Genomic DNA, 17900 nt, shown 5'->3' with positions numbered 1-17900 from the left:
ACAAGGCGGCAAGAAGTTTCGGCCCTAAAATTGCGCAATTACGGATAAAAATTCTTCGCCATACGCCTCCAGCTTGCGCGCGCCGACGCCGCTGATCCGGCCCAAGGCACGGATATCGGCTGGCCGCGTCAGCGCCATTTCGCGCAAGGTCGCATCGTGAAAAATGACATAAGGCGGCACGCCGACATTTTCGGCCAATGTCCGGCGTTTGGCGCGCAAGGCCTCAAATAACGGGTTGCCAATGGGGTTGTCGGGGCGGCCTGCGCGCCGCGTGTTGCCGGGTTTTACCATAGCGATCTCAATTTTTTGATCGCCGCGCATAATTATACGGGCATCGCCGCCAAGTTTCAGGCCGCCATGTTCGTTGGCGACCAAAGCGCCGCGCGCCTGCAGGGCACGGGACAAGGGTTTTAGCATCGCGGCCTCCGCCTTGCTCACAATGCCAAATACCGAAAGCTGGTCATGGCCGAACTGGGTAATCCGCTCGTCGCTGTTGCCCGTCAGGACCTTTTCCAAATGGCCCATGCCGAACCTCTGACCTGTCCGATATGCGGCGGAGAGCAATTTGCGGGATAGCTCGGTCGCGTCATGCACGTCGGGCGCATGCAGGCAATTGTCACAATTGCCGCAGGATTCAGGCGGGCTTTCGCCAAAGTGACGCAGCAGCACCGCGCGGCGGCAGCCGGGTGTTTCGACCAAATGCGCCAAGGCAGCCACGCGCGCCAATTCGGCCTCACGCCGCTCCGGTACCAACTCGCTTAAGCGCCCACGTGCGCGGGTGAAGTCGCCCGCGGACCACAGCATATGCGCGACTGCGGGGTCCCCATCGCGCCCCGCCCGGCCGCTTTCCTGATAGTAGGATTCGATAGATTTCGGCAGGCCCGCATGCACGACAAAGCGCACATCGGGCTTGTCGATGCCCATGCCGAACGCGACCGTTGCAACCATGACCATATCTTCGGAGGATACAAATTCGGCCTGCGCGCGTGCGCGGGTCTGTGGCTCCATACCGGCATGATAATAGAGCACCCTGCGGCCCGTCTCCGCAATCTGGGCGGCGATTTTTTCGGTGCGATCGCGGGTTTGGGCGTAAACAATGCCTGCTCCCTGCAACCCCTTTACCAATGCTGCGATGCCGCTGTTCGCGCTAGCTTCGGCGATGTAGCGGATGTTAGGCCGGTCGAAACCCGCCACCATGACGCCGTCCTTAGGAATACCCAATTGTTCGGCAATATCATCACGTGTGTGCGTGTCGGCGGTGGCGGTGAGCGCGAGGCGCGGCACATGGGCAAAGTCATCCAGCAATGGCCGCAACAAACGATAATCGGGCCGGAAATCATGGCCCCATTCGGACACGCAATGCGCCTCATCAATTGCGAACAGCGAAATTTTGGTCTCACGCAGCAGGTTGCGAAACTCTTGCCCCGATGCCCGTTCTGGCGCGACATATAAAAGATCAAGATTGCCCGCACGGAATCGGGAGATGGTTTCGGCGCGATTGTCGTCGGCGGAGGTGAGTGTAGCGGCACGGATACCCACGGCATCGGCGGCGCGCATCTGGTCATGCATCAGCGCAATCAGTGGTGAAATGACAATGCAGGTGCCATCCATAATCACGGCAGGCAGTTGATAGCAGAGCGATTTGCCTGCGCCCGTCGGCATGATTGCGAGCGTGCGTTGCCCAGCGAGAACGCGCGTTACTACCTGTTCCTGTTGCCCGCGAAAGCTCGCGAAGCCGAACAAGCGGTGCAAAACATCGGCTGGCGTTTGTGGAGGAGCGACGGAGGCCATTGGAAAGCCCTAGCGTGCCCAAAGAGCCAATGACAGAGCCGACATGCCTTTGATTCAAGACGCTTGTGGATAGCGTGCGATTTTACGCGGCGGGAATGGCCTCTTCCTCTGCTTCATTTTGCTGGCGTGCCCACATGTCGGCATAAAGGCCATTTTTGCGCAGCAGTTGCAGATGCGTTCCCTTCTCCGCCACGCGACCTGCCTCCAGCACAATGATCTGATCCGCGTTCACCACGGTCGATAACCGGTGCGCGATGATGATTGTGGTGCGGCGTTCGGAAATGCGCTCCAGCGTGGCCTGAATTTCGGACTCGGTTCGGCTGTCCAAGGCGCTGGTCGCTTCGTCCAAGATCAACAAAGGCGGATTTTTCAGCAAGGTGCGGGCAATGGCCACACGCTGTTTTTCGCCGCCGGATAATTTGAGCCCGCGCTCACCAACCTTGGCGGCATATTGGTCGGGCAGCGATTCAATGAAGCCGTGGATCGACGCCCCGCGCGCGGCCTCTTCGATTTCTGTCTGATTGGCGCCTTCGCGGCCATAGCCGATATTATAACCGATAGTGTCGTTGAACAGAACGGTATCTTGCGGAACGATACCTATGGCGCTGCGCAGGCTTGACTGGGTAACATCGCGTAGATCTTGCCCATCGATAGTTATGCGCCCGCCGGTGATATCATAAAATCGATAGAGCAAGCGCGCGATGGTCGACTTGCCCGCGCCCGATGGACCGACCACGGCCAGCGTTTGGCCGGGTTTTATATCGAAGCTAACGCCGTTTAAGATTTGCCGTTCGGCGTCATAGGCAAAATACACATCATCAAAAACCACCGCGCCGCCATGGACTGCCAATGCAGGCGCATTGGGCTTGTCCGTGATTTCGGCGGGGGTATCGATAAGCTCGAACATGGCGGCCATATCGGTCAGGCCTTGGCGGACGGTGCGATAGACCATGCCCAACATGTCCAATGGCCGGAAAAGCTGCGCCAATAACGTGTTCACCGTTACTACATCGCCTGTGGTAAATTGTCCGCGGGACCAGCCCCAAACAACATAGCCCATGGCGCCAGCCATCATCAGATTGGTGATCAGGGATTGCCCGATATTCAACGCGGCGAGCGAGTTTTCCGATTTGACGGCGGCATTGGCATAATGACGCACGACCTCCGCATAGCGGCGGCTCTCGCGCTTTTCTGCGTTGAAATATTTGACCGTTTCATAATTCAAAAGGCTGTCGACGGACTTGGCCACGGTTTGGGTATCAAGCTCGTTCATTTCCTCGCGCAATTTGTTGCGCCAGTTGGTGATGACGGCGGTGTAGACAATGTAGCTGACGACCATGATCAGCGTCGCAATGACCATGCCCCAACCAAATGAAATCTTGAAATATACGGAGACTAAAAACAGCTCCAGCAGGGTCGGTGCGATGTTGAACAACAGGAAATAGAGCATGATGTCGATGCTCTTTGTGCCGCGTTCAATCACCTTCGTAACCGCGCCTGTGCGGCGGTTCATATGGAACCGCATCGACAGATTGTGCAAATGGCTAAAGACGTTTTCGGCGAGGCGGCGCGTTGCTTCTTGGCCGACGCGTTCAAAGACAACGTTGCGCAAATTGTCGAATAACACCCCACCAAAGCGCGCGCCGGCATAAGCCGCGACCAAGGCTATGGCGATAGCGACGCTGTCTTCCATGCCCGGCACCATGCGGTCAATGGCCTGACCATAGAGCCATGCCATGCTGAGCTGAATGAGTTTTGAGACAACCACCAGCAGCAAGGCAAAGACAATGCGAACGCGCAAACCGGCTTCATTCTTTGGCCATAAATAGGGCAAGAAACGCCGCATGACGGCGAAATCGGGCTTGGCATCATTATTGGGAGCTAGTGGTGGCACAGGGGCCGTATAGTTATTTTAGCGCAAAGCACAAAGGCCCATCACGCCTTGTTCGACAGCAACATCCATGTCGCAATGCCGTTTATGGCGGTGTAAGCGGCGTAGAGGAGCGATACTGCCAAGGATTCAGCATTGGCCAACCACATGGCGCCGATGAGCAAAGCCAGTTCAATGGCGTAGCTTCCATAAGGGCCAATATGTCGGCCGAAAGCACGCTTGGTCTCTTCAACGATAGGATGCCCAGAGTCCGCCGCTGCTTTGTGCATATAAAAATTGGCGACACCCAATAGAAAGCAGATGGTCAGCAACATAGGCTTTGGATCAGGGTCCTTCGCGGATACCACGCGCTTCATTGCGCTCGGATTGTCGCTCCAGCGCGACCTTGATCATCGCTATGATGGGATCGGCCAGCGCAAGCCCCAAAATGCCGAACAGCGCGCCGAACAGGATTTGCGCACCGAGTACTAAAGCAGGCGCCAAATCGACCGCACGTTTTGCGACCATGGGGACGATTAGATATCCATCCACCATCTGCACGACGAAATACACGAAAATGGCGTAGAGACCGACATCGACCCCGGCAGAAAATCCAACAAGGATAATCAGCGCCCCAGATATAATTGCGCCGATATTGGGCAGAAATGCCAGCAGACCGGTGAGCACGCCCAGCAATGCCGCCATTGGCACGCCGCCAAGGCTGAGTAACACCCATGTGCCCACGCCTTCAACCGCCATGCCAAGCAGGCGACCCGCCATCAGGCGGCGGAGCACGCTACCTATTTTTTCGGCGGTTCCGTAAAAATGCGTGCGCTCTGCCAAAGGCAACATCCATGCAACACCGCGTTCATACATGCGTGGTTCGGCAGCAATAAAGATGCCAAGAACCAACATCATCGCAAGATTTGTGACCGCACCTAAAACAGACGTTACCGCTTCCGTGACGCGGCCCACAGAGTTTAGTATCTGCGAACCTAGGCCCTTCACATCCTCAGCGGAAATGTTGAACCCTGCGGCTTCAAGTTGGATACCGATCCTTTCTATTTGTGTTGCGACAATGGCCTGAAGACTTGCGGCTTGCGCGGCGAGTTCAGACCCTGTGAACACAAAGGTCCAATACATAAAGCCAAAGACGGCCAGTACGACAATCGTCAGACGAAAGCCGCGGGGGATCGGCAATATGCGGCCGAGAAGCCGTGCGCCACCGTCGAACATAGCGGCAAGAACGATACCGCCAATGATGAGCAAAATGGGCTGGGCGAGCCAGATGAAGGCGGCAACCAAACTGGCCATGCCAATCCAAACGGCGGCACGCTTAATCTCTGAACGAATGAGCGGGTCGTAAAGCTCGGTTGGGCCTACCTCTTCGCGAAAGCTGTCATGCATCTGCGCAGCAGGCTTTCTGCGCGTCCGGCGCGGCTTGCTTGGCGCAAGAGGCGTGCCGTCACTCACCTTGCGTGACCTTTTCGGGCCGCAAGCTGTCGCCCGCACGATCCCCGCGTAATGCGCTGAACCAACTTGCCGGATTTAGGCCAGTGCTGCCATCAACCGAGAATGTGATAATTTCAGCCCGACCACCGATGCGATCCCAAGATACGGGGCCACCAAGGCCGCCAAGCTCAGCCGCTACACGGCTGTCGGAACTGTTATCGCGGTTATCACCCATCAGGAAAACATGTCCGGCTGGGATTTTTACAGGCGCCATGTCATCGGTATCGCGCCGGCGTGCGTCAATGGTGTCATATTGCACTTTATTGGGTAGGGTTTCGCGAATGATGGGCAAATGGCAGCTCAGCACGCCGTCATCACCGCGTCTCAGTGCGCCCGGAAAGTCATAGTCATTGCAAGGGCCGTTGGCATCGACGGGCAAAATGAGGTTTGGCTGGGCCTCCTGCTTCACTGGCTTTCCATTCAAGAAAATCTGACCAGCGCGCAAGGCGATAGTATCGCCGGGTAAGCCTATGACGCGCTTGATCCAATCCTGATTTTTGCCCTTTGGCGTCAATATGACGATGTCGCCACGCTCCGGCATTTTGCCCCAAATCCGTGTGTTGCTCTCGGGTAACGGCACCGCCAAGGCGTCAACTTCTTCGCGCAGCACCAGCCAGCGGAATATCGCGACGGGATTCGGGATCGTCGGTGACACATGGCTCCATCCATAAGGATATTTGCTTACAAACAACCTATCACCCACCAGCAAGGTTGGCATCATCGAAATGGATGGGATGTAAAAGGGCTTCGCTATGAAGCTATGAAAGGCAAGCACGGCGAGTAAAAGCCAAAACATGCCCTTAAGTTCCGTCCAAGCAGCAGATGCCCAGCCTTGCTTTTCCGGTGCGGGTGTTGGCGGTGTCGCCGAAGTGCTGTTATCGGTGGTCAAACTGGTCATGCCTTTTGCGATCTCAACGCTTCTATAATGACAAATGCCTGTGCCCATGGATGGTCATCGGTCAATGTCACATGAACATGGGCTTCATAGCCTGAAGGAATCATGGCGTCGAGCCGTGCTTTTGCGCCACCCGTAAGGGATAGGGTCGGCGCACCTGAAGGCCCATTGACGACGCCAATGTCCTTCATAAACACGCCATGTCTAAAACCAGTTCCTACGGCTTTTGAAAAGGCCTCTTTCGCGGCAAAGCGCTTTGCATAGGTTCCGGCTTTGGTGAATGGGCGCTTGGCAGCCTTGGCGCGTTCCACATCGGTAAAAACACGATTTTCAAATCGCGCGCCAAATCGCTCAATCGACTTGGCGATGCGTTCGATATTACACAGGTCCGATCCAAGCCCGATAATCATCGTGCAAGGTCCATCAAATTCCGCATTTTGCGCACGCTTTCTTCCAAGCCAATGAAAATGGCCTCGCCGATGAGATAGTGCCCGATGTTCAGTTCGGCAAATTGCGGAATGGCGGCAATGGGCTGCACATTTTCAAAAGTTAGCCCATGGCCCGCATGGGGCTCGATCCCGTTCTTTGCCGCAAGAGCCGCCGCATCGGCAATCCGGCGCAATTCGATTTCGCGCGGCTCGCCTTCCAAATGGGCATATTTTCCGGTGTGAAATTCAACGATATCCGCTTTCAGGCGCATAGCGGCTTCAATCTGGCGTGCTTCAGGCTCAATGAACAAGCTTACTCTAATGCCAGCGTCGATAAGCCGCGTGACGATGGGCGCAAGATGATTATGTTGCCCCGCCGCGTCCAACCCGCCTTCGGTCGTCCGCTCTTCGCGTCGCTCAGGTACAATGCACGCAGCATTAGGTTTATGCCGAAGGGCAATATCAAGCATTTCATCCGTTGCCGCCATTTCCAAATTAATGGGCAAACGGATTTCCCGTATAATCGCGTCCAAGTCTGCGTCACGAATATGCCGGCGGTCTTCGCGCAAATGTACGGTGATGCCATCACCGCCAGCAGCCTCAACCATATGTGCCGCCCGCATCGGATCGGGATGCAAGCCGCCGCGCGCATTGCGAATGGTCGCGACATGGTCAATGTTAACGCCCAAGCGCAAGCGGTGCGGCCTGGGCGCTTGCATCCTCACTTCCGGCTACCTGGCTTCACCGCTTCTGTCGCGGCGAGCTCAGATGGCAGTTCATCAGGCGCGTAGGTTGGGAAGTTTAATTGAATGAGCGGGTAGAAGGGCACGCCCAGGTCAACGGTACCCGCCGAACGATCCACTACAGAGGCGGCGGCGATAACAATGCCACCAGCTGCTTCGATTGCGGCAATGGCTTCACGTGAAGACAGGCCAGTGGTCACAACATCTTCTACCATCAAAACTTTGGTGCCGGGCGCGAGCGTAAAACCACGGCGCAAACCAAAAACACCTTCGGGCCGTTCCACAAACATGGCGTCAACGCCAAGAGTGCGGCCCATTTCGTGGCCGATGATGATGCCGCCCATAGCGGGCGAAATGACCGCCTGAACCTCCGAACGCACTTCGCGCGGCATTTTTTGACTGATCGCCAGCGCAATGCGCCCCGCACGTTCGGGGTTCATCAACAGCCGCGCGCATTGTAAATAATAAGCGCTATGACGGCCGGACGACAGCAGGAAATGCCCTTCAAGCAGCGCGTCGACGCTACGGAATTCAGACAGTATTTCATCTTCAGTCATGATGGGGGGAATTTTCCTTATTGGCCAATGTCGTCTTTTGCATGTCCGGTTTAACGGATTGCAACGCAAATAGGTAGAAGAGTGGTGCATTTAAATGCTAAAAATATTAAATCGACCGCTTGAGGGTTCAGCTTAGCGCGACTATAGGTCGCGCAAGTCCGGCCACCCTCGGGTGAGCTAGACATGCGCAAAGTTCCTGCGCCGCACCAAGGATACGGGGCCAAGTAGATGAATATGTTGAAGAAATTACTGGTTGTCTTCGCTGCAATGACCATGCCGTCATTGGTGATGGCGCAGCCAGCGAATCCTGCGCCAGCGCCATTGACGAAAGAAGTGGCTGCTCCAGTTGTTGCAACGCCTGTTGCGGCAACGACAGCTGCTGACGCGGCTGCACCAGCCGAAGCTGCGCCGAAATCCATGGATGGTTCGTTGCCGGGCTATACGCCCATGCGCCCTAATTATGAAGACAGCGTTGGCATGCCAAAGCCAAAGGAAGTGGATTTTCAGGAACAATTCACCGAAAACGGCCAATATGCAAAATGGATCAATAATGCGATCCTGTTGCCGATCATCACCATCATCTCGTTGTTTGTGCTTGGCCTTTTGCTCTGGGTGATCGTGCGCTTCAATCGTCGCGCCAACCCAGTGCCATCCAAAACGACGCACAATACCTTTATCGAAGTTGTGTGGACTTTGGTCCCTGTGCTCATTCTCTTGGGCATTGCTTACCCCTCGCTCGATCTCTTGGCTAAGCAGTTCAAGCCTGCGCCGGCTGACGCTGTTACCATTAAGGCAACCGGTTATCAGTGGTATTGGGGCTACACATATCCCGACCATGGCGGTTTCGAAGTGATATCGAACATGCTGAAAGAAGAGGATGAAGTCGGTAAGGGTGAACGTTTCCGGACCGAAAATGACGGACCTAAGCTGTTGGCCGTGGACAACCGCATGGTCGTTCCTGCCGGTGTACCATTGCGTATTCAAACAACTGCGGCGGACGTAATTCACGCATTTGCCGTGCCGTCATTGTGGTTCAAGCTGGACGCCGTTCCCGGTCGACTGAATGAAAAATCAATCACAATTACAAAGCCTGGCGTCTATTTCGGGCAGTGCTCTGAACTCTGTGGCGCACGCCATGCATTCATGCCGCTCGTAGTGGAGGCACTTCCGCCTGCGCAATTCGCAGCGTGGGTAAAGGCGCAGGGCGGTTCAATGCCCGGCGAAGAAAAGCCAGCCCCCGCAGCGCCTGCTGCAACCGCAACCCCCAATGAAACCGTTGCTGCACCTGCAGTAGCTGCGACAAACTAAGAAGGCTTAGACGGATGACAACCATTGCTGCCACAGGTACCGACCTTCACGCGCATGACCATCATGACGCAGACCATAAGCCGGGCTTTTTTGCCCGTTGGTTCATGTCGACTAACCATAAAGATATCGGAACGCTGTATCTGATCTTTGCAATTTTCGCAGGGATAGTGGGTGGCGCGATTTCGGGCCTGATGCGTATGGAGCTTGCTGCTCCTGGCATTCAATATCTGCAAGGCTGGGCATCGATCATGGCTGGCAAGGATGCCTCGCTGGACGAAGCCTATCATATGTGGAACGTGCTGATCACCGCCCACGGCCTTATCATGGTTTTCTTCATGGTTATGCCCGCCATTATTGGCGGCTTTGGTAACTGGTTTGTGCCTTTGATGATCGGTGCGCCTGACATGGCGTTCCCGCGCATGAACAATGTCAGCTTCTGGTTGACCGTTGTGGCCTTCATCATGTTGCTGGGTTCTAGCTTTGTACCGGGTGGCACGGGACTTGGCGCAGGTACTGGCTGGACGGTCTATGCACCATTGTCGACTTCGGGTTCTGTCGGACCTGCGGTAGATATGGCGATCTTCTCGCTGCACTTGGCGGGTGCTGCATCGATTTTGGGTGCCATCAACTTCATCACCACCATTTTCAACATGCGTGCGCCGGGTATGACCCTGCACAAAATGCCATTGTTCGTATGGTCCGTGTTGGTCACAGCATTTTTGCTCTTGCTCGCTTTGCCTGTATTGGCGGCGGCGATTACCATGCTTTTGGTTGACCGTAACTTTGGCGGCGCGTTTTTCGATGCGTCGGCGGGCGGTGACCCCGTATTGTATCAGCATCTCTTCTGGTTCTTCGGCCATCCCGAAGTGTATATCATGATTTTGCCCGGTTTCGGCATCATCAGCCAAATCGTTGCGACCTTTAGCCGTAAGCCCGTGTTCGGCTATCTCGGCATGGCCTATGCCATGGTTGCGATTGGCGTCGTTGGCTTCGTCGTCTGGGCGCACCACATGTTCACCACGGGTATGAGCGTCGATATGAAAATGTACTTCACCGCGGCAACGATGGTGATTGCGGTACCAACCGGCATTAAGATCTTCAGCTGGATTGCAACCATGTGGGGCGGTTCGGTGAGCTTCAAGACGCCAATGGTATGGGCCATGGGCTTCATCTTCATGTTCACCGTGGGTGGCGTGACAGGCGTTGTGCTGGCCAATGGTGGTCTTGATGACAACTTGCATGACACATATTATGTTGTCGCCCACTTCCATTATGTTTTGTCGCTAGGTGCGGTGTTCTCGCTCTTCGCTGGCTTCTATTATTGGTTTGGCAAAATGTCGGGTCGTCACCTGAACGAATTCCTGGGCCATCTGCATTTCTGGGTGTTCTTCGTTGGCGTGAACGTGCTGTTCTTCCCGATGCACTTCCTCGGAAACTCCGGCATGCCGCGTCGCTACCCTGATTATCCAGAGGCTTTTGCCTATTGGAACGGCGTGGCTTCGTTTGGATATGCCATCATGGCTGTTGGCGTGCTTATCTTCTTCGTCAATGTCATCTGGTCGTTGGTCGCTGGCCGCCGTGCAGAGGACAATTATTGGGGTGAAGGTGCGACCACGCTTGAGTGGACGCTGACAAGCCCTCCACCATATCACCAGTTCGAAACGCTGCCGGTTATTAAGTAACTGGCGGCGGTTCGCCGCTTTGAACGTCTCGAACGTTTGGGAACAGGCATGACAACCGCGACGCGTGACATCATTTTGCCAGCCGAGTGGCGCGACTTCTGGGCTTTAACTAAGCCTCGGGTCATGTCGCTTGTCGTGTTCACGGCGCTGTGCGGATTATTGGCTGCACCCGGTAGCATTCATCCGGTGATTGGTTTTACCGCGATACTCTGCCTGGCTTTGGGGGCCGGTGCCTGTGGTGCGCTGAACCAATATTTCGAAGCGGACATCGACGCCAAAATGGCACGGACAGCCGCGCGGCCGCTACCCGCACGGCGTATGGACCGGGCGTCGGCCTTGAACTTTGGCATTGGCCTTGCCGCTTTTTCGGTGGGTATCATGGGCGTTGCCGTCAATTGGCTGTCTGCCGGACTGTTGGCCTTCTCGATTTTCTTCTACGCGATTGTTTACACAATCTGGTTGAAGCCCAATACGCCACAAAATATTGTGATTGGCGGCGCTGCGGGGGCATTTCCGCCTGTCATCGGATGGGCGGCGGTAACGGGCGATGTGACGCTTTTGCCGGTCTTGCTTTTCGCGATCATCTTCCTGTGGACGCCGCCACATTTCTGGGCGCTCGCATTGTTTATGAAGACTGATTACGGCGCCGCTGGAATTCCGATGCTTCCCAATGTGAAAGGGCAGCGGGTCACGCGCAACCAGATTTTCGGCTACAGCTTCCCCATGGCGGCGACGGCGATACTGCCTTTTGCTTTAGGTGAAACGGGCCTGATCTATGGTGTAGCCGCGATTGTTCTTAACATCCTGTTTTTGGGTTTGGCCTACCGTGTCTGGAAAAATGAGACGACAGATGCGGCGGCGATGAAGCCGGAAAAGCAACTTTTTGCCTTCTCGATCCTTTACCTGTTTCTCCTTTTTGCAATTTTCGCCGTTGACCGGATGGTAATGTCATGACTCAGAATGAACCGTCTGCTTATACCGCCGAAGAAACGGCCATTATCCGCAAGCGCCAGGCGGGACGTTCGCGGGTGATGGGTATTGCTTTGGTCGGATTGTGTATCTTGTTCTTCTTAATCACCGTAGTGAAAGTAGGAGTCTGGGGCTGATGGCTGTATCTAATGTAAAGACGGGTTTTCTTGCTGCAGGGCTTGCTGTTTCCATGGTAGGCGTTGGTTTTGCTGCAGTGCCTTTATACCGTTTGTTTTGCCAAGTGACGGGTTTTGGCGGCACAACGATGCGCGTGGACGCCGCAGTGGCCGCCACCGTTCCAGTGTCGAACAAAACTATCGTTGTACGCTTTGATGCCAATCAACGTGAAGGCCTGCCTTGGGAATTTGGACCCGAGCGGCCAACTGAAACTGTCAGTATCGGCGCGCGGGATATGTCGATCTATATTGCAAAAAATCTCTCGAACGAGCCCGTTACTGGCACCGCTACATTCAATGTGACGCCAGCATTGGCCGGTCAGTATTTTAACAAGATTCAGTGCTTCTGCTTTACCGAACAGACGCTGAAGCCCGGGGAGCAGGTCCGTATGCCGGTCCTATTTTATGTCGATCCTAAGATTATGACCGACCCGGAAACCAAAGACATTGAAGAAATCACACTTAGTTACACTTTCTACCCTGTCGAGAAGCCAAACATGGTGGACCAGACGGCGAACGGTAGCTAAGACATTTGTTAATCGATAAGACTACAGGGAATTGACCATGGCGGGTGCCAAGAATCACGATTATCATATTTTGCCACCAAGCATTACGCCGATATTGGGATCGTTTTCGGCCCTGATAATGTTCTTCGGTTTGGTGATGTGGATGCATCCCGAGCAGTTCGCTTATGGCAGCCTGATTTTTGGCGCCGGCTTGATCGCCGTACTTTACACCTTCTACGCTTGGTGGGCGGATGTCGTAAACGAAGCGCAGGCAGGCGATCATACTCCTGTTGTGCAATTACACCTGCGCTACGGCATGATCATGTTCATCGCGTCTGAAGTTATGTTCTTCGTTGGATGGTTCTGGGCATGGTTTGATTATGCCTTGTTCCCAGTGCCTTTGGAAATCGTCATTGATCCAGAAACGCATGCGTTTACCGTCACTAACCTGATCGGCCAAGAAGGCGCAGCCGCTTTGATGCAATGGCCACCAAAGGGCTTGGAAGTTCTCGATTCGATGAAGCTTCCTTTGCTGAACACGCTGATCCTGTTGTGCTCGGGCACGACCGTGACATGGGCGCACCATGCGCTGATCCACGGTGACCGTGAAGGCCTGAAAAAGGGTCTGTGGCTGACAATCCTGCTCGGCCTACTGTTCAGCGCGATTCAGGCATATGAATATGCCGTTGCGCCCTTTCCTTTTGGCGGATTAAACTATGGCACAGCCTTTTACATGGCGACAGGCTTCCATGGTTTCCACGTCATTGTCGGCACGATCTTCTTGATTGTGTGCCTTGTGCGTACCTACAAAGGCCATTTCACGCCAAAACAGCATTTCGGTTTTGAGGCCGCTGCTTGGTATTGGCATTTCGTTGACGTGGTCTGGCTCTTCCTCTTCATTACCATTTACATCTGGGGTGGCTGGGGCGCACCAGTTCACGCGTAAATGAAACCAGAACAATCCATTGAAGGGCAGCCCAGCATTGCTAAGGCTGCCCTTTTTGGTCTTTGCCCGCAATGTGGTAGTAAAACCCTGTTCGCTGGGCTTGGTCAGTTTGCCGACACATGCGCCAACTGCCACCTTGATTTCAGCAGCTATAATGTGGGTGATGGTCCCGCCGCATTGCTCACCATGGGCATTGGCACTTTGATCATCATATTGGCGTTGGTCGTCGATTCCGTGTTTCGACCGCCCTTTTGGGTGCATGTTCTCATTTGGGTGCCCATTACGGCCGCTCTCACTGTGATAACCCTGCGCATGGCGAAAGCCGCGCTTTTGTCGGCGGAACATCGTAACCGCGCGCATGAAGCTGGAAAGAGTGATCTTTTATGAACCGCCTTCCCATCATTCCAACCTTCTTGGTTGCCCTTGCCGTTGCTACGATGATTGGACTTGGCATCTGGCAGTTGCAACGCAAGGAAGAGAAGGACACGTTGCTGTCGCGTTATGAATCGGCGGTGGGTTTACCTGCCGTGGCTTGGCCCAAGGTTCCTGACCCAGCGGCGCTGCCCCTATTTCGTCGATCCAGCCTCTTATGCGCGCATGTGGTGAAGATTGAGACGGTATCAGGTTCCAATGCTGCAGGCAAAGCAGGCTTTGCCCATGTCGCCTCATGCCGGACCGACACGGGCGAAGGTCCCGATGCCAAAGTAGCCTTTGGCTGGTCCGAACGGCCACAATCGCCAGTGTGGGGCGGTGGTGCAGTTCAGGGTATCATCGCACCAGACGGCGCGCAGCTCATAAAGCTTGTTTCAACAGACGCGGTTGATGGCTTAGATATATTGGCGGAGCCGTCGCCAAGCCAGATCCCCAACAACCATCTGCTTTATGCCATTCAGTGGTTCATTTTTGCCGCCGCGGCGACCATCATCTATATCCTTGCGCTTCGTAAGCGTTCCAAAGTCCTTTGAACCTACCGACCGATATCCTATTTTACATTGTCGCAGGTGCCGCCGTCATCTTGGTGGGGCTTGCCAAGGGCGGCTTTGCGGGGCTGGGGGCGGCCGCCATCCCGTTGCTGGCACTGGTCATGGATCCCGTGGCCGCCGCCGGGATGCTGTTACCCATTCTTATGGTTCAAGACATCGTCAGCGTCTGGGCGTTTCGAGACAGTTATGACGCGCGCACCTTGCTGCTCACCTTACCTGGCGCTGTAGTTGGCATTTTCATGGGTTGGTATCTTGCCTCGGTCATTCCTGCAGACGCCGTGCGCGGCTTTGTGGGTGTCATTGCCTTGGCCTTTGGCACCTATCGCCTACTGCCCCTGCTTGGCCGCTCTGTGAAGCTCTCTGGCCCGGCACCGGAATGGATGGGCACCATCATGGGGGGCGTGGCGGGCTTCACGAGCCAGATTGCCCATGCTGGCGGACCACCGTTTCAGATTTGGGCCCTGTCGCGCAATTTCCCGCATCTGGTGTTCATCGGCACATCGTCGATATTCTTTGCCATCATCAATTGGTTCAAAGTGCCCGCTTATGCTGCTTTGGGGCAGTTCAACATGCAGAATATGACGTTAACGGCGATATTCCTGCCGCTTGCGATATTGAGCACATTAGCAGGCGTACGACTGGTCAAACGTGTTTCGCCCGCGCGATTCAACGTCATCATCAATCTTTTGATGGTACTGATCGGTGCCGAACTGATTCGGCAAGCCATCTGGTGACTGCGCCCTATTTGGGCGACAGCACCATCAGCATTTGGCGACCTTCCATGCGGGGATGCGCTTCGATTTTTGCAGTCTCGGTCGTATCGGCCTGAACGCGTTGCAGCAGTTGCATACCCAATTGTTGGTGGGCCAATTCACGGCCACGGAAACGTAGCGTGATCTTGACCTTGTCACCTTCTTCGATGAACTCGGCGACCTTCTTCATCTTGACCATATAGTCATGGTCATCGATGTTTGGACGCATCTTAATTTCTTTGATTTCCTGGGTTTTCTGGCTCTTGCGCGCCAAATTGGCCTTTTTCTGGGCCTCATATTTGAACTTGCCGATGTCCAGAAATTTGCAAACGGGGGGATCAGCGTTCGGGGAAACTTCCACCAGATCGAGCCCAACTTCCGCAGCCTGCGCTATCGCCTCGCGGGTGTACATGACACCCAGATTCTCGCCGTCATCATCAATGACCCGCACTTTTTCAACGGTGATTAGATTATTGTAGCGCGGTCCACTTTTAACAGGTGGGGTCATAGCGCGCCGGGTAGGCGGGGTGGCGATAGTCGATACTCCTTGTGATGTTCGGCAACGCCAATACAGCCAATTTGTCCGCAGATAAAGGCTTTAGGCGCGCAACCCCTGCTTTTGTTGCACTTTGTGGCGCGAAAGCCCATCGGTGCGGGGTAATGGATGCCATTTTAAGGGGCAGGGACTGACAGGATTTTTATTCCGAAAGCGCCGTGAGGTCTGTCACAGTCAATATCTGCGGTAACACCCGCGCATCGGCATTGGGCGGATAATAGAGATATAAGGGCACGCCTGAACGGCCATGTTTGGCCAAAAAGCGCGTGATATCGGGATCTCGGCGCGTGTAATCACCCACCATCGTCTGTATGCCTGCTTTGGCAAAGGCTGCGCTGGTTTCCGTGCGGTCAATCGCTGCCTTCTCATTCACTTTGCACGTCACACACCAGTCGGCGGTGAAGTAGAGAAACACAGGCTTACCCTCTGCGCGTAAACTGGCCAGCCGTTCCTCATCAAATGCCACGCTGCCTTCTTTCATCGGCTGCGGCGCTGGCGCTACAATAGCGGCCTTGTCCATGATGAGCAAAGCGGCGACGGTGATGCCCAATATGGCCGCAACCACAATCTTCCGGGGCGATCCGCTTTTCTGTTTCCGGCCAAGTTCAAACAGCCGCGATAAAATGATTAACGCCGCCGTGCCGCCTATGAGCACGCCGCTAAAGCCCGCGAGCTGATATAGCAGCCATAGCAAGGCCAAGGATGTGAGTGCCATGGGGACCGCCATCCACTGACGGAAGCGCACCATCCACGGTCCAGGGCGGGGCATGCGTTTGCGCAAGGGCGGGACGAAAGCAATGGCGAGGAAGGGCAAAGCAAGGCCAAAGCCAAGCCCTGCAAAAATCAACAATGCTAAACTTGCGGGCAACAGCAAAGCCGCACCCATGGCGGCCGCCATGAATGGCCCGGTGCAGGGTGTTGCGACAACCGCCGCCAGCACACCTGTCCAAAATGACCCGGATATGCCGCCCTTACGCGTTAGTTTTTCGCCTGCACCGATGCCGCCGACGTCGAACAGGCCAGCCAGATTGGCCGTTACCGCAACCATGAGCAACAACAGCAGCAACACAATCACGGGATCCTGTAACTGGAATGCCCAGCCCACCTCTTCGCCTGCGGCGCGCAAGGCCAGCATGATGCCACCGAGCACAAGGCAGCTCAGGATTATGCCGACTGTATAGGCAATAGCATCTCGCCGCGCCTCCCTTTCATCACCGCCCATTTTGGCAAGACTCAACGCTTTCAATCCCAATATCGGAAAGACGCAGGGCATTAGGTTCAGGAGCAAGCCGCCAAGCACCGAAAAGCTAAGTATCCAGCCAAAGCCAAGTGGCGGTTCTGATCCCTCCGTTGCCGCACCTTTACCCAAAACGGATATGGCTGCCCCGCCTGTTGGGATAGTGCCGGGCGTAGCGCGCACCTCAAGCCCCTGCGCATCGTTGAAACGCAATAGGCCAGCAATCTCGGCAGCAAAGGGCTCTTTCACTTCGCCACTGACGATCAACCAATCGCCGCTTTGTCGCGCCGTTTGCGGGGCGGCGTAGCGGAATAGATTTTCGCTCTGCGCAAAAAACCAGACCCTGCTTGCGTCGGCGCTGCGTGGATAGGGGATAGCGATATCAATGCGATTGCCATCAATGGCATAAAGCGCCTTGCGGTCCAGCGGCACGGGCAATGCGCTACGCCACACATCAAAACGCGCACGGTCGGGCTTGGCTATGGTTCCGGAGCCAATGGTCATGGGTACCGACAATGTCGCGCTTTCGGGAACGCAGACCAAATCAGAGCATGCCGACCAACGCGCGTTGACCTTGATATCCAATTTTTGTCCAACGATCGCACTTTGCGGGATTTTAAGATCTACCAGAAAGGCATGCTTTGCCTTGTAAATATGGTTCATGAAACCGCTGACGATCAAGGTCTCGGGCACGGGTGCACGAACTGGGCCCGCGCTTGCGCCCGCGGGCAATTGCCATTGCAGCTCAAGCGGCGTTCCGGCATCACCGGGGTTCACCCAATAATCATGCCAGCCGGGTTTCGGGTCCATGACAATCGCGACCGTCACAATATCCCCAGGTGCGGGGCTACGTGTTTCTGCTTCCAGCGATGCACGCACATATTGGGACGCGGCAGCAGCGGGGGCCTGCGTATGCGCCATGCCCGCCGCGACAAATAGGGACAGCAGGAACTGGCACAACCGCAACACGATATGCTGGGGCCTCGTAA

At 55.3% G+C, this 17900-nt stretch carries 19 protein-coding genes; 9 read left to right on the top strand and 10 right to left on the bottom strand.

Annotated features, from left to right (window positions below; genetic code table 11):
• Positions 1–24: 24 nt before the first annotated feature.
• The 8 genes from recQ to pyrE all read right to left on the bottom strand — a co-directional run bounded on the left by recQ (position 25) and on the right by pyrE (position 7796).
• On the bottom strand, positions 25–1791 hold the full coding sequence (recQ, locus tag D7D48_RS09435) for a DNA helicase RecQ (RefSeq protein WP_125231163.1): 1767 nt from the start codon (positions 1789–1791) through the stop codon (positions 25–27).
• 82 nt (positions 1792–1873) lie between these two features.
• The gene (locus D7D48_RS09430; protein WP_281274272.1) at positions 1874–3685 is read right to left on the bottom strand and encodes an ABCB family ABC transporter ATP-binding protein/permease; all 1812 of its coding nucleotides are present in this window, start codon (positions 3683–3685) and stop codon (positions 1874–1876) included.
• Positions 3686–3726: 41 nt separating this feature from the next.
• Positions 3727–4029 carry a hypothetical protein gene (locus D7D48_RS09425; RefSeq protein ID WP_125231162.1) on the bottom strand — a complete coding sequence of 101 codons (303 nt, stop codon included), beginning with the start codon at positions 4027–4029 and terminating at the stop codon, positions 3727–3729.
• The gene (locus tag D7D48_RS09420; RefSeq protein ID WP_125231295.1) at positions 4007–5068 is read right to left on the bottom strand and encodes an AI-2E family transporter; all 1062 of its coding nucleotides are present in this window, start codon (positions 5066–5068) and stop codon (positions 4007–4009) included. Before D7D48_RS09420 ends, D7D48_RS09425 begins: the two co-directional genes overlap by 23 nt.
• A 58-nt stretch (positions 5069–5126) precedes the next feature.
• A complete protein-coding gene (lepB, locus tag D7D48_RS09415) occupies positions 5127–6071 on the bottom strand; it encodes a signal peptidase I (RefSeq protein WP_125231161.1) in 945 nt (314 codons plus the stop codon).
• A complete protein-coding gene (acpS, locus tag D7D48_RS09410) occupies positions 6068–6478 on the bottom strand; it encodes a holo-ACP synthase (protein WP_125231160.1) in 411 nt (136 codons plus the stop codon). Before acpS ends, lepB begins: the two co-directional genes overlap by 4 nt.
• Positions 6475–7215: a pyridoxine 5'-phosphate synthase gene (locus tag D7D48_RS09405; RefSeq protein WP_125231159.1), complete on the bottom strand. Its 741-nt coding sequence runs from the start codon at positions 7213–7215 to the stop codon at positions 6475–6477. The genes acpS and D7D48_RS09405 overlap by 4 nt, the downstream gene beginning before the upstream one ends.
• Before the next feature lie 2 nt (positions 7216–7217).
• Entirely contained in the window at positions 7218–7796 is a 579-nt protein-coding gene (gene pyrE / locus D7D48_RS09400; RefSeq protein ID WP_125231158.1) for an orotate phosphoribosyltransferase, read from the bottom strand.
• A gap of 234 nt (positions 7797–8030) precedes the next feature.
• Between pyrE and coxB the strand changes: the two genes are divergently transcribed.
• From coxB to D7D48_RS09360, 9 genes are read left to right on the top strand one after another with little or no spacing between them, the layout of a single operon-like run.
• On the top strand, positions 8031–9104 hold the full coding sequence (gene coxB, locus D7D48_RS09395; RefSeq protein ID WP_425452558.1) for a cytochrome c oxidase subunit II: 1074 nt from the start codon (positions 8031–8033) through the stop codon (positions 9102–9104).
• A gap of 14 nt (positions 9105–9118) precedes the next feature.
• A complete protein-coding gene (gene ctaD, locus D7D48_RS09390; protein WP_125231156.1) occupies positions 9119–10786 on the top strand; it encodes a cytochrome c oxidase subunit I in 1668 nt (555 codons plus the stop codon).
• 48 nt (positions 10787–10834) lie between these two features.
• Entirely contained in the window at positions 10835–11740 is a 906-nt protein-coding gene (locus D7D48_RS09385) for a heme o synthase (RefSeq protein ID WP_125231155.1), read from the top strand.
• Entirely contained in the window at positions 11737–11892 is a 156-nt protein-coding gene (locus D7D48_RS10520) for a hypothetical protein (RefSeq protein WP_185739837.1), read from the top strand. The genes D7D48_RS09385 and D7D48_RS10520 overlap by 4 nt, the downstream gene beginning before the upstream one ends.
• Complete coding sequence (locus D7D48_RS09380) at positions 11892–12458, top strand: cytochrome c oxidase assembly protein (RefSeq protein WP_125231154.1); 567 nt, start codon at positions 11892–11894, stop codon at positions 12456–12458. The genes D7D48_RS10520 and D7D48_RS09380 overlap by 1 nt, the downstream gene beginning before the upstream one ends.
• 37 nt (positions 12459–12495) lie before the next feature.
• Positions 12496–13383 carry a cytochrome c oxidase subunit 3 gene (locus D7D48_RS09375; RefSeq protein WP_125231153.1) on the top strand — a complete coding sequence of 296 codons (888 nt, stop codon included), beginning with the start codon at positions 12496–12498 and terminating at the stop codon, positions 13381–13383.
• Positions 13384–13770, top strand: coding sequence for a DUF983 domain-containing protein (locus tag D7D48_RS09370; RefSeq protein WP_125231152.1), 387 nt, complete (start codon positions 13384–13386; stop codon positions 13768–13770). It abuts the gene before it with no gap.
• A complete protein-coding gene (locus D7D48_RS09365; protein ID WP_125231151.1) occupies positions 13767–14348 on the top strand; it encodes an SURF1 family protein in 582 nt (193 codons plus the stop codon). The genes D7D48_RS09370 and D7D48_RS09365 overlap by 4 nt, the downstream gene beginning before the upstream one ends.
• Complete coding sequence (locus D7D48_RS09360; RefSeq protein WP_125231150.1) at positions 14345–15100, top strand: sulfite exporter TauE/SafE family protein; 756 nt, start codon at positions 14345–14347, stop codon at positions 15098–15100. The genes D7D48_RS09365 and D7D48_RS09360 overlap by 4 nt, the downstream gene beginning before the upstream one ends.
• A 7-nt stretch (positions 15101–15107) precedes the next feature.
• Here D7D48_RS09360 and infC read toward each other — a convergent pair whose 3' ends face one another.
• Positions 15108–15626: a translation initiation factor IF-3 gene (gene infC / locus D7D48_RS09355; protein ID WP_125231149.1), complete on the bottom strand. Its 519-nt coding sequence runs from the start codon at positions 15624–15626 to the stop codon at positions 15108–15110.
• Positions 15627–15816: 190 nt separating this feature from the next.
• On the bottom strand, positions 15817–17880 hold the full coding sequence (locus D7D48_RS09350; RefSeq protein WP_245964427.1) for a protein-disulfide reductase DsbD family protein: 2064 nt from the start codon (positions 17878–17880) through the stop codon (positions 15817–15819).
• Positions 17881–17900: the final 20 nt, after the last annotated feature.

It is taken from the genome of Sphingorhabdus wooponensis, from assembly GCF_003933235.1.
Classification (GTDB): Bacteria; Pseudomonadota; Alphaproteobacteria; order Sphingomonadales; family Sphingomonadaceae; genus Sphingorhabdus_B; species Sphingorhabdus_B wooponensis.
Note: the sequence above shows the minus strand (reverse complement) of the source record. Positions and strands in the feature narration are given on the sequence as shown.

Bases quoted from the DNA above. Each gene is read 5' to 3' on its own strand.
- ctaD (WP_125231156.1), top strand. From the start codon at position 9,119: ATGACAACCATTGCTGCCACAGGTACCGACCTTCACGCGCATGACCAT.
- lepB (WP_125231161.1), bottom strand. From the start codon at position 6,071: ATGACCAGTTTGACCACCGATAACAGCACTTCGGCGACACCGCCAACA.
- D7D48_RS09405 (WP_125231159.1), bottom strand. From the start codon at position 7,215: ATGCAAGCGCCCAGGCCGCACCGCTTGCGCTTGGGCGTTAACATTGAC.
- D7D48_RS09420 (WP_125231295.1), bottom strand. From the start codon at position 5,068: ATGCATGACAGCTTTCGCGAAGAGGTAGGCCCAACCGAGCTTTACGAC.
- recQ (WP_125231163.1), bottom strand. From the start codon at position 1,791: ATGGCCTCCGTCGCTCCTCCACAAACGCCAGCCGATGTTTTGCACCGC.
- infC (WP_125231149.1), bottom strand. From the start codon at position 15,626: ATGACCCCACCTGTTAAAAGTGGACCGCGCTACAATAATCTAATCACC.
- pyrE (WP_125231158.1), bottom strand. From the start codon at position 7,796: ATGACTGAAGATGAAATACTGTCTGAATTCCGTAGCGTCGACGCGCTG.
- D7D48_RS09375 (WP_125231153.1), top strand. From the start codon at position 12,496: ATGGCGGGTGCCAAGAATCACGATTATCATATTTTGCCACCAAGCATT.
- D7D48_RS09365 (WP_125231151.1), top strand. From the start codon at position 13,767: ATGAACCGCCTTCCCATCATTCCAACCTTCTTGGTTGCCCTTGCCGTT.
- acpS (WP_125231160.1), bottom strand. From the start codon at position 6,478: ATGATTATCGGGCTTGGATCGGACCTGTGTAATATCGAACGCATCGCC.
- D7D48_RS09370 (WP_125231152.1), top strand. From the start codon at position 13,384: ATGAAACCAGAACAATCCATTGAAGGGCAGCCCAGCATTGCTAAGGCT.
- D7D48_RS10520 (WP_185739837.1), top strand. From the start codon at position 11,737: ATGACTCAGAATGAACCGTCTGCTTATACCGCCGAAGAAACGGCCATT.
- D7D48_RS09380 (WP_125231154.1), top strand. From the start codon at position 11,892: ATGGCTGTATCTAATGTAAAGACGGGTTTTCTTGCTGCAGGGCTTGCT.
- coxB (WP_425452558.1), top strand. From the start codon at position 8,031: ATGTTGAAGAAATTACTGGTTGTCTTCGCTGCAATGACCATGCCGTCA.
- D7D48_RS09385 (WP_125231155.1), top strand. From the start codon at position 10,835: ATGACAACCGCGACGCGTGACATCATTTTGCCAGCCGAGTGGCGCGAC.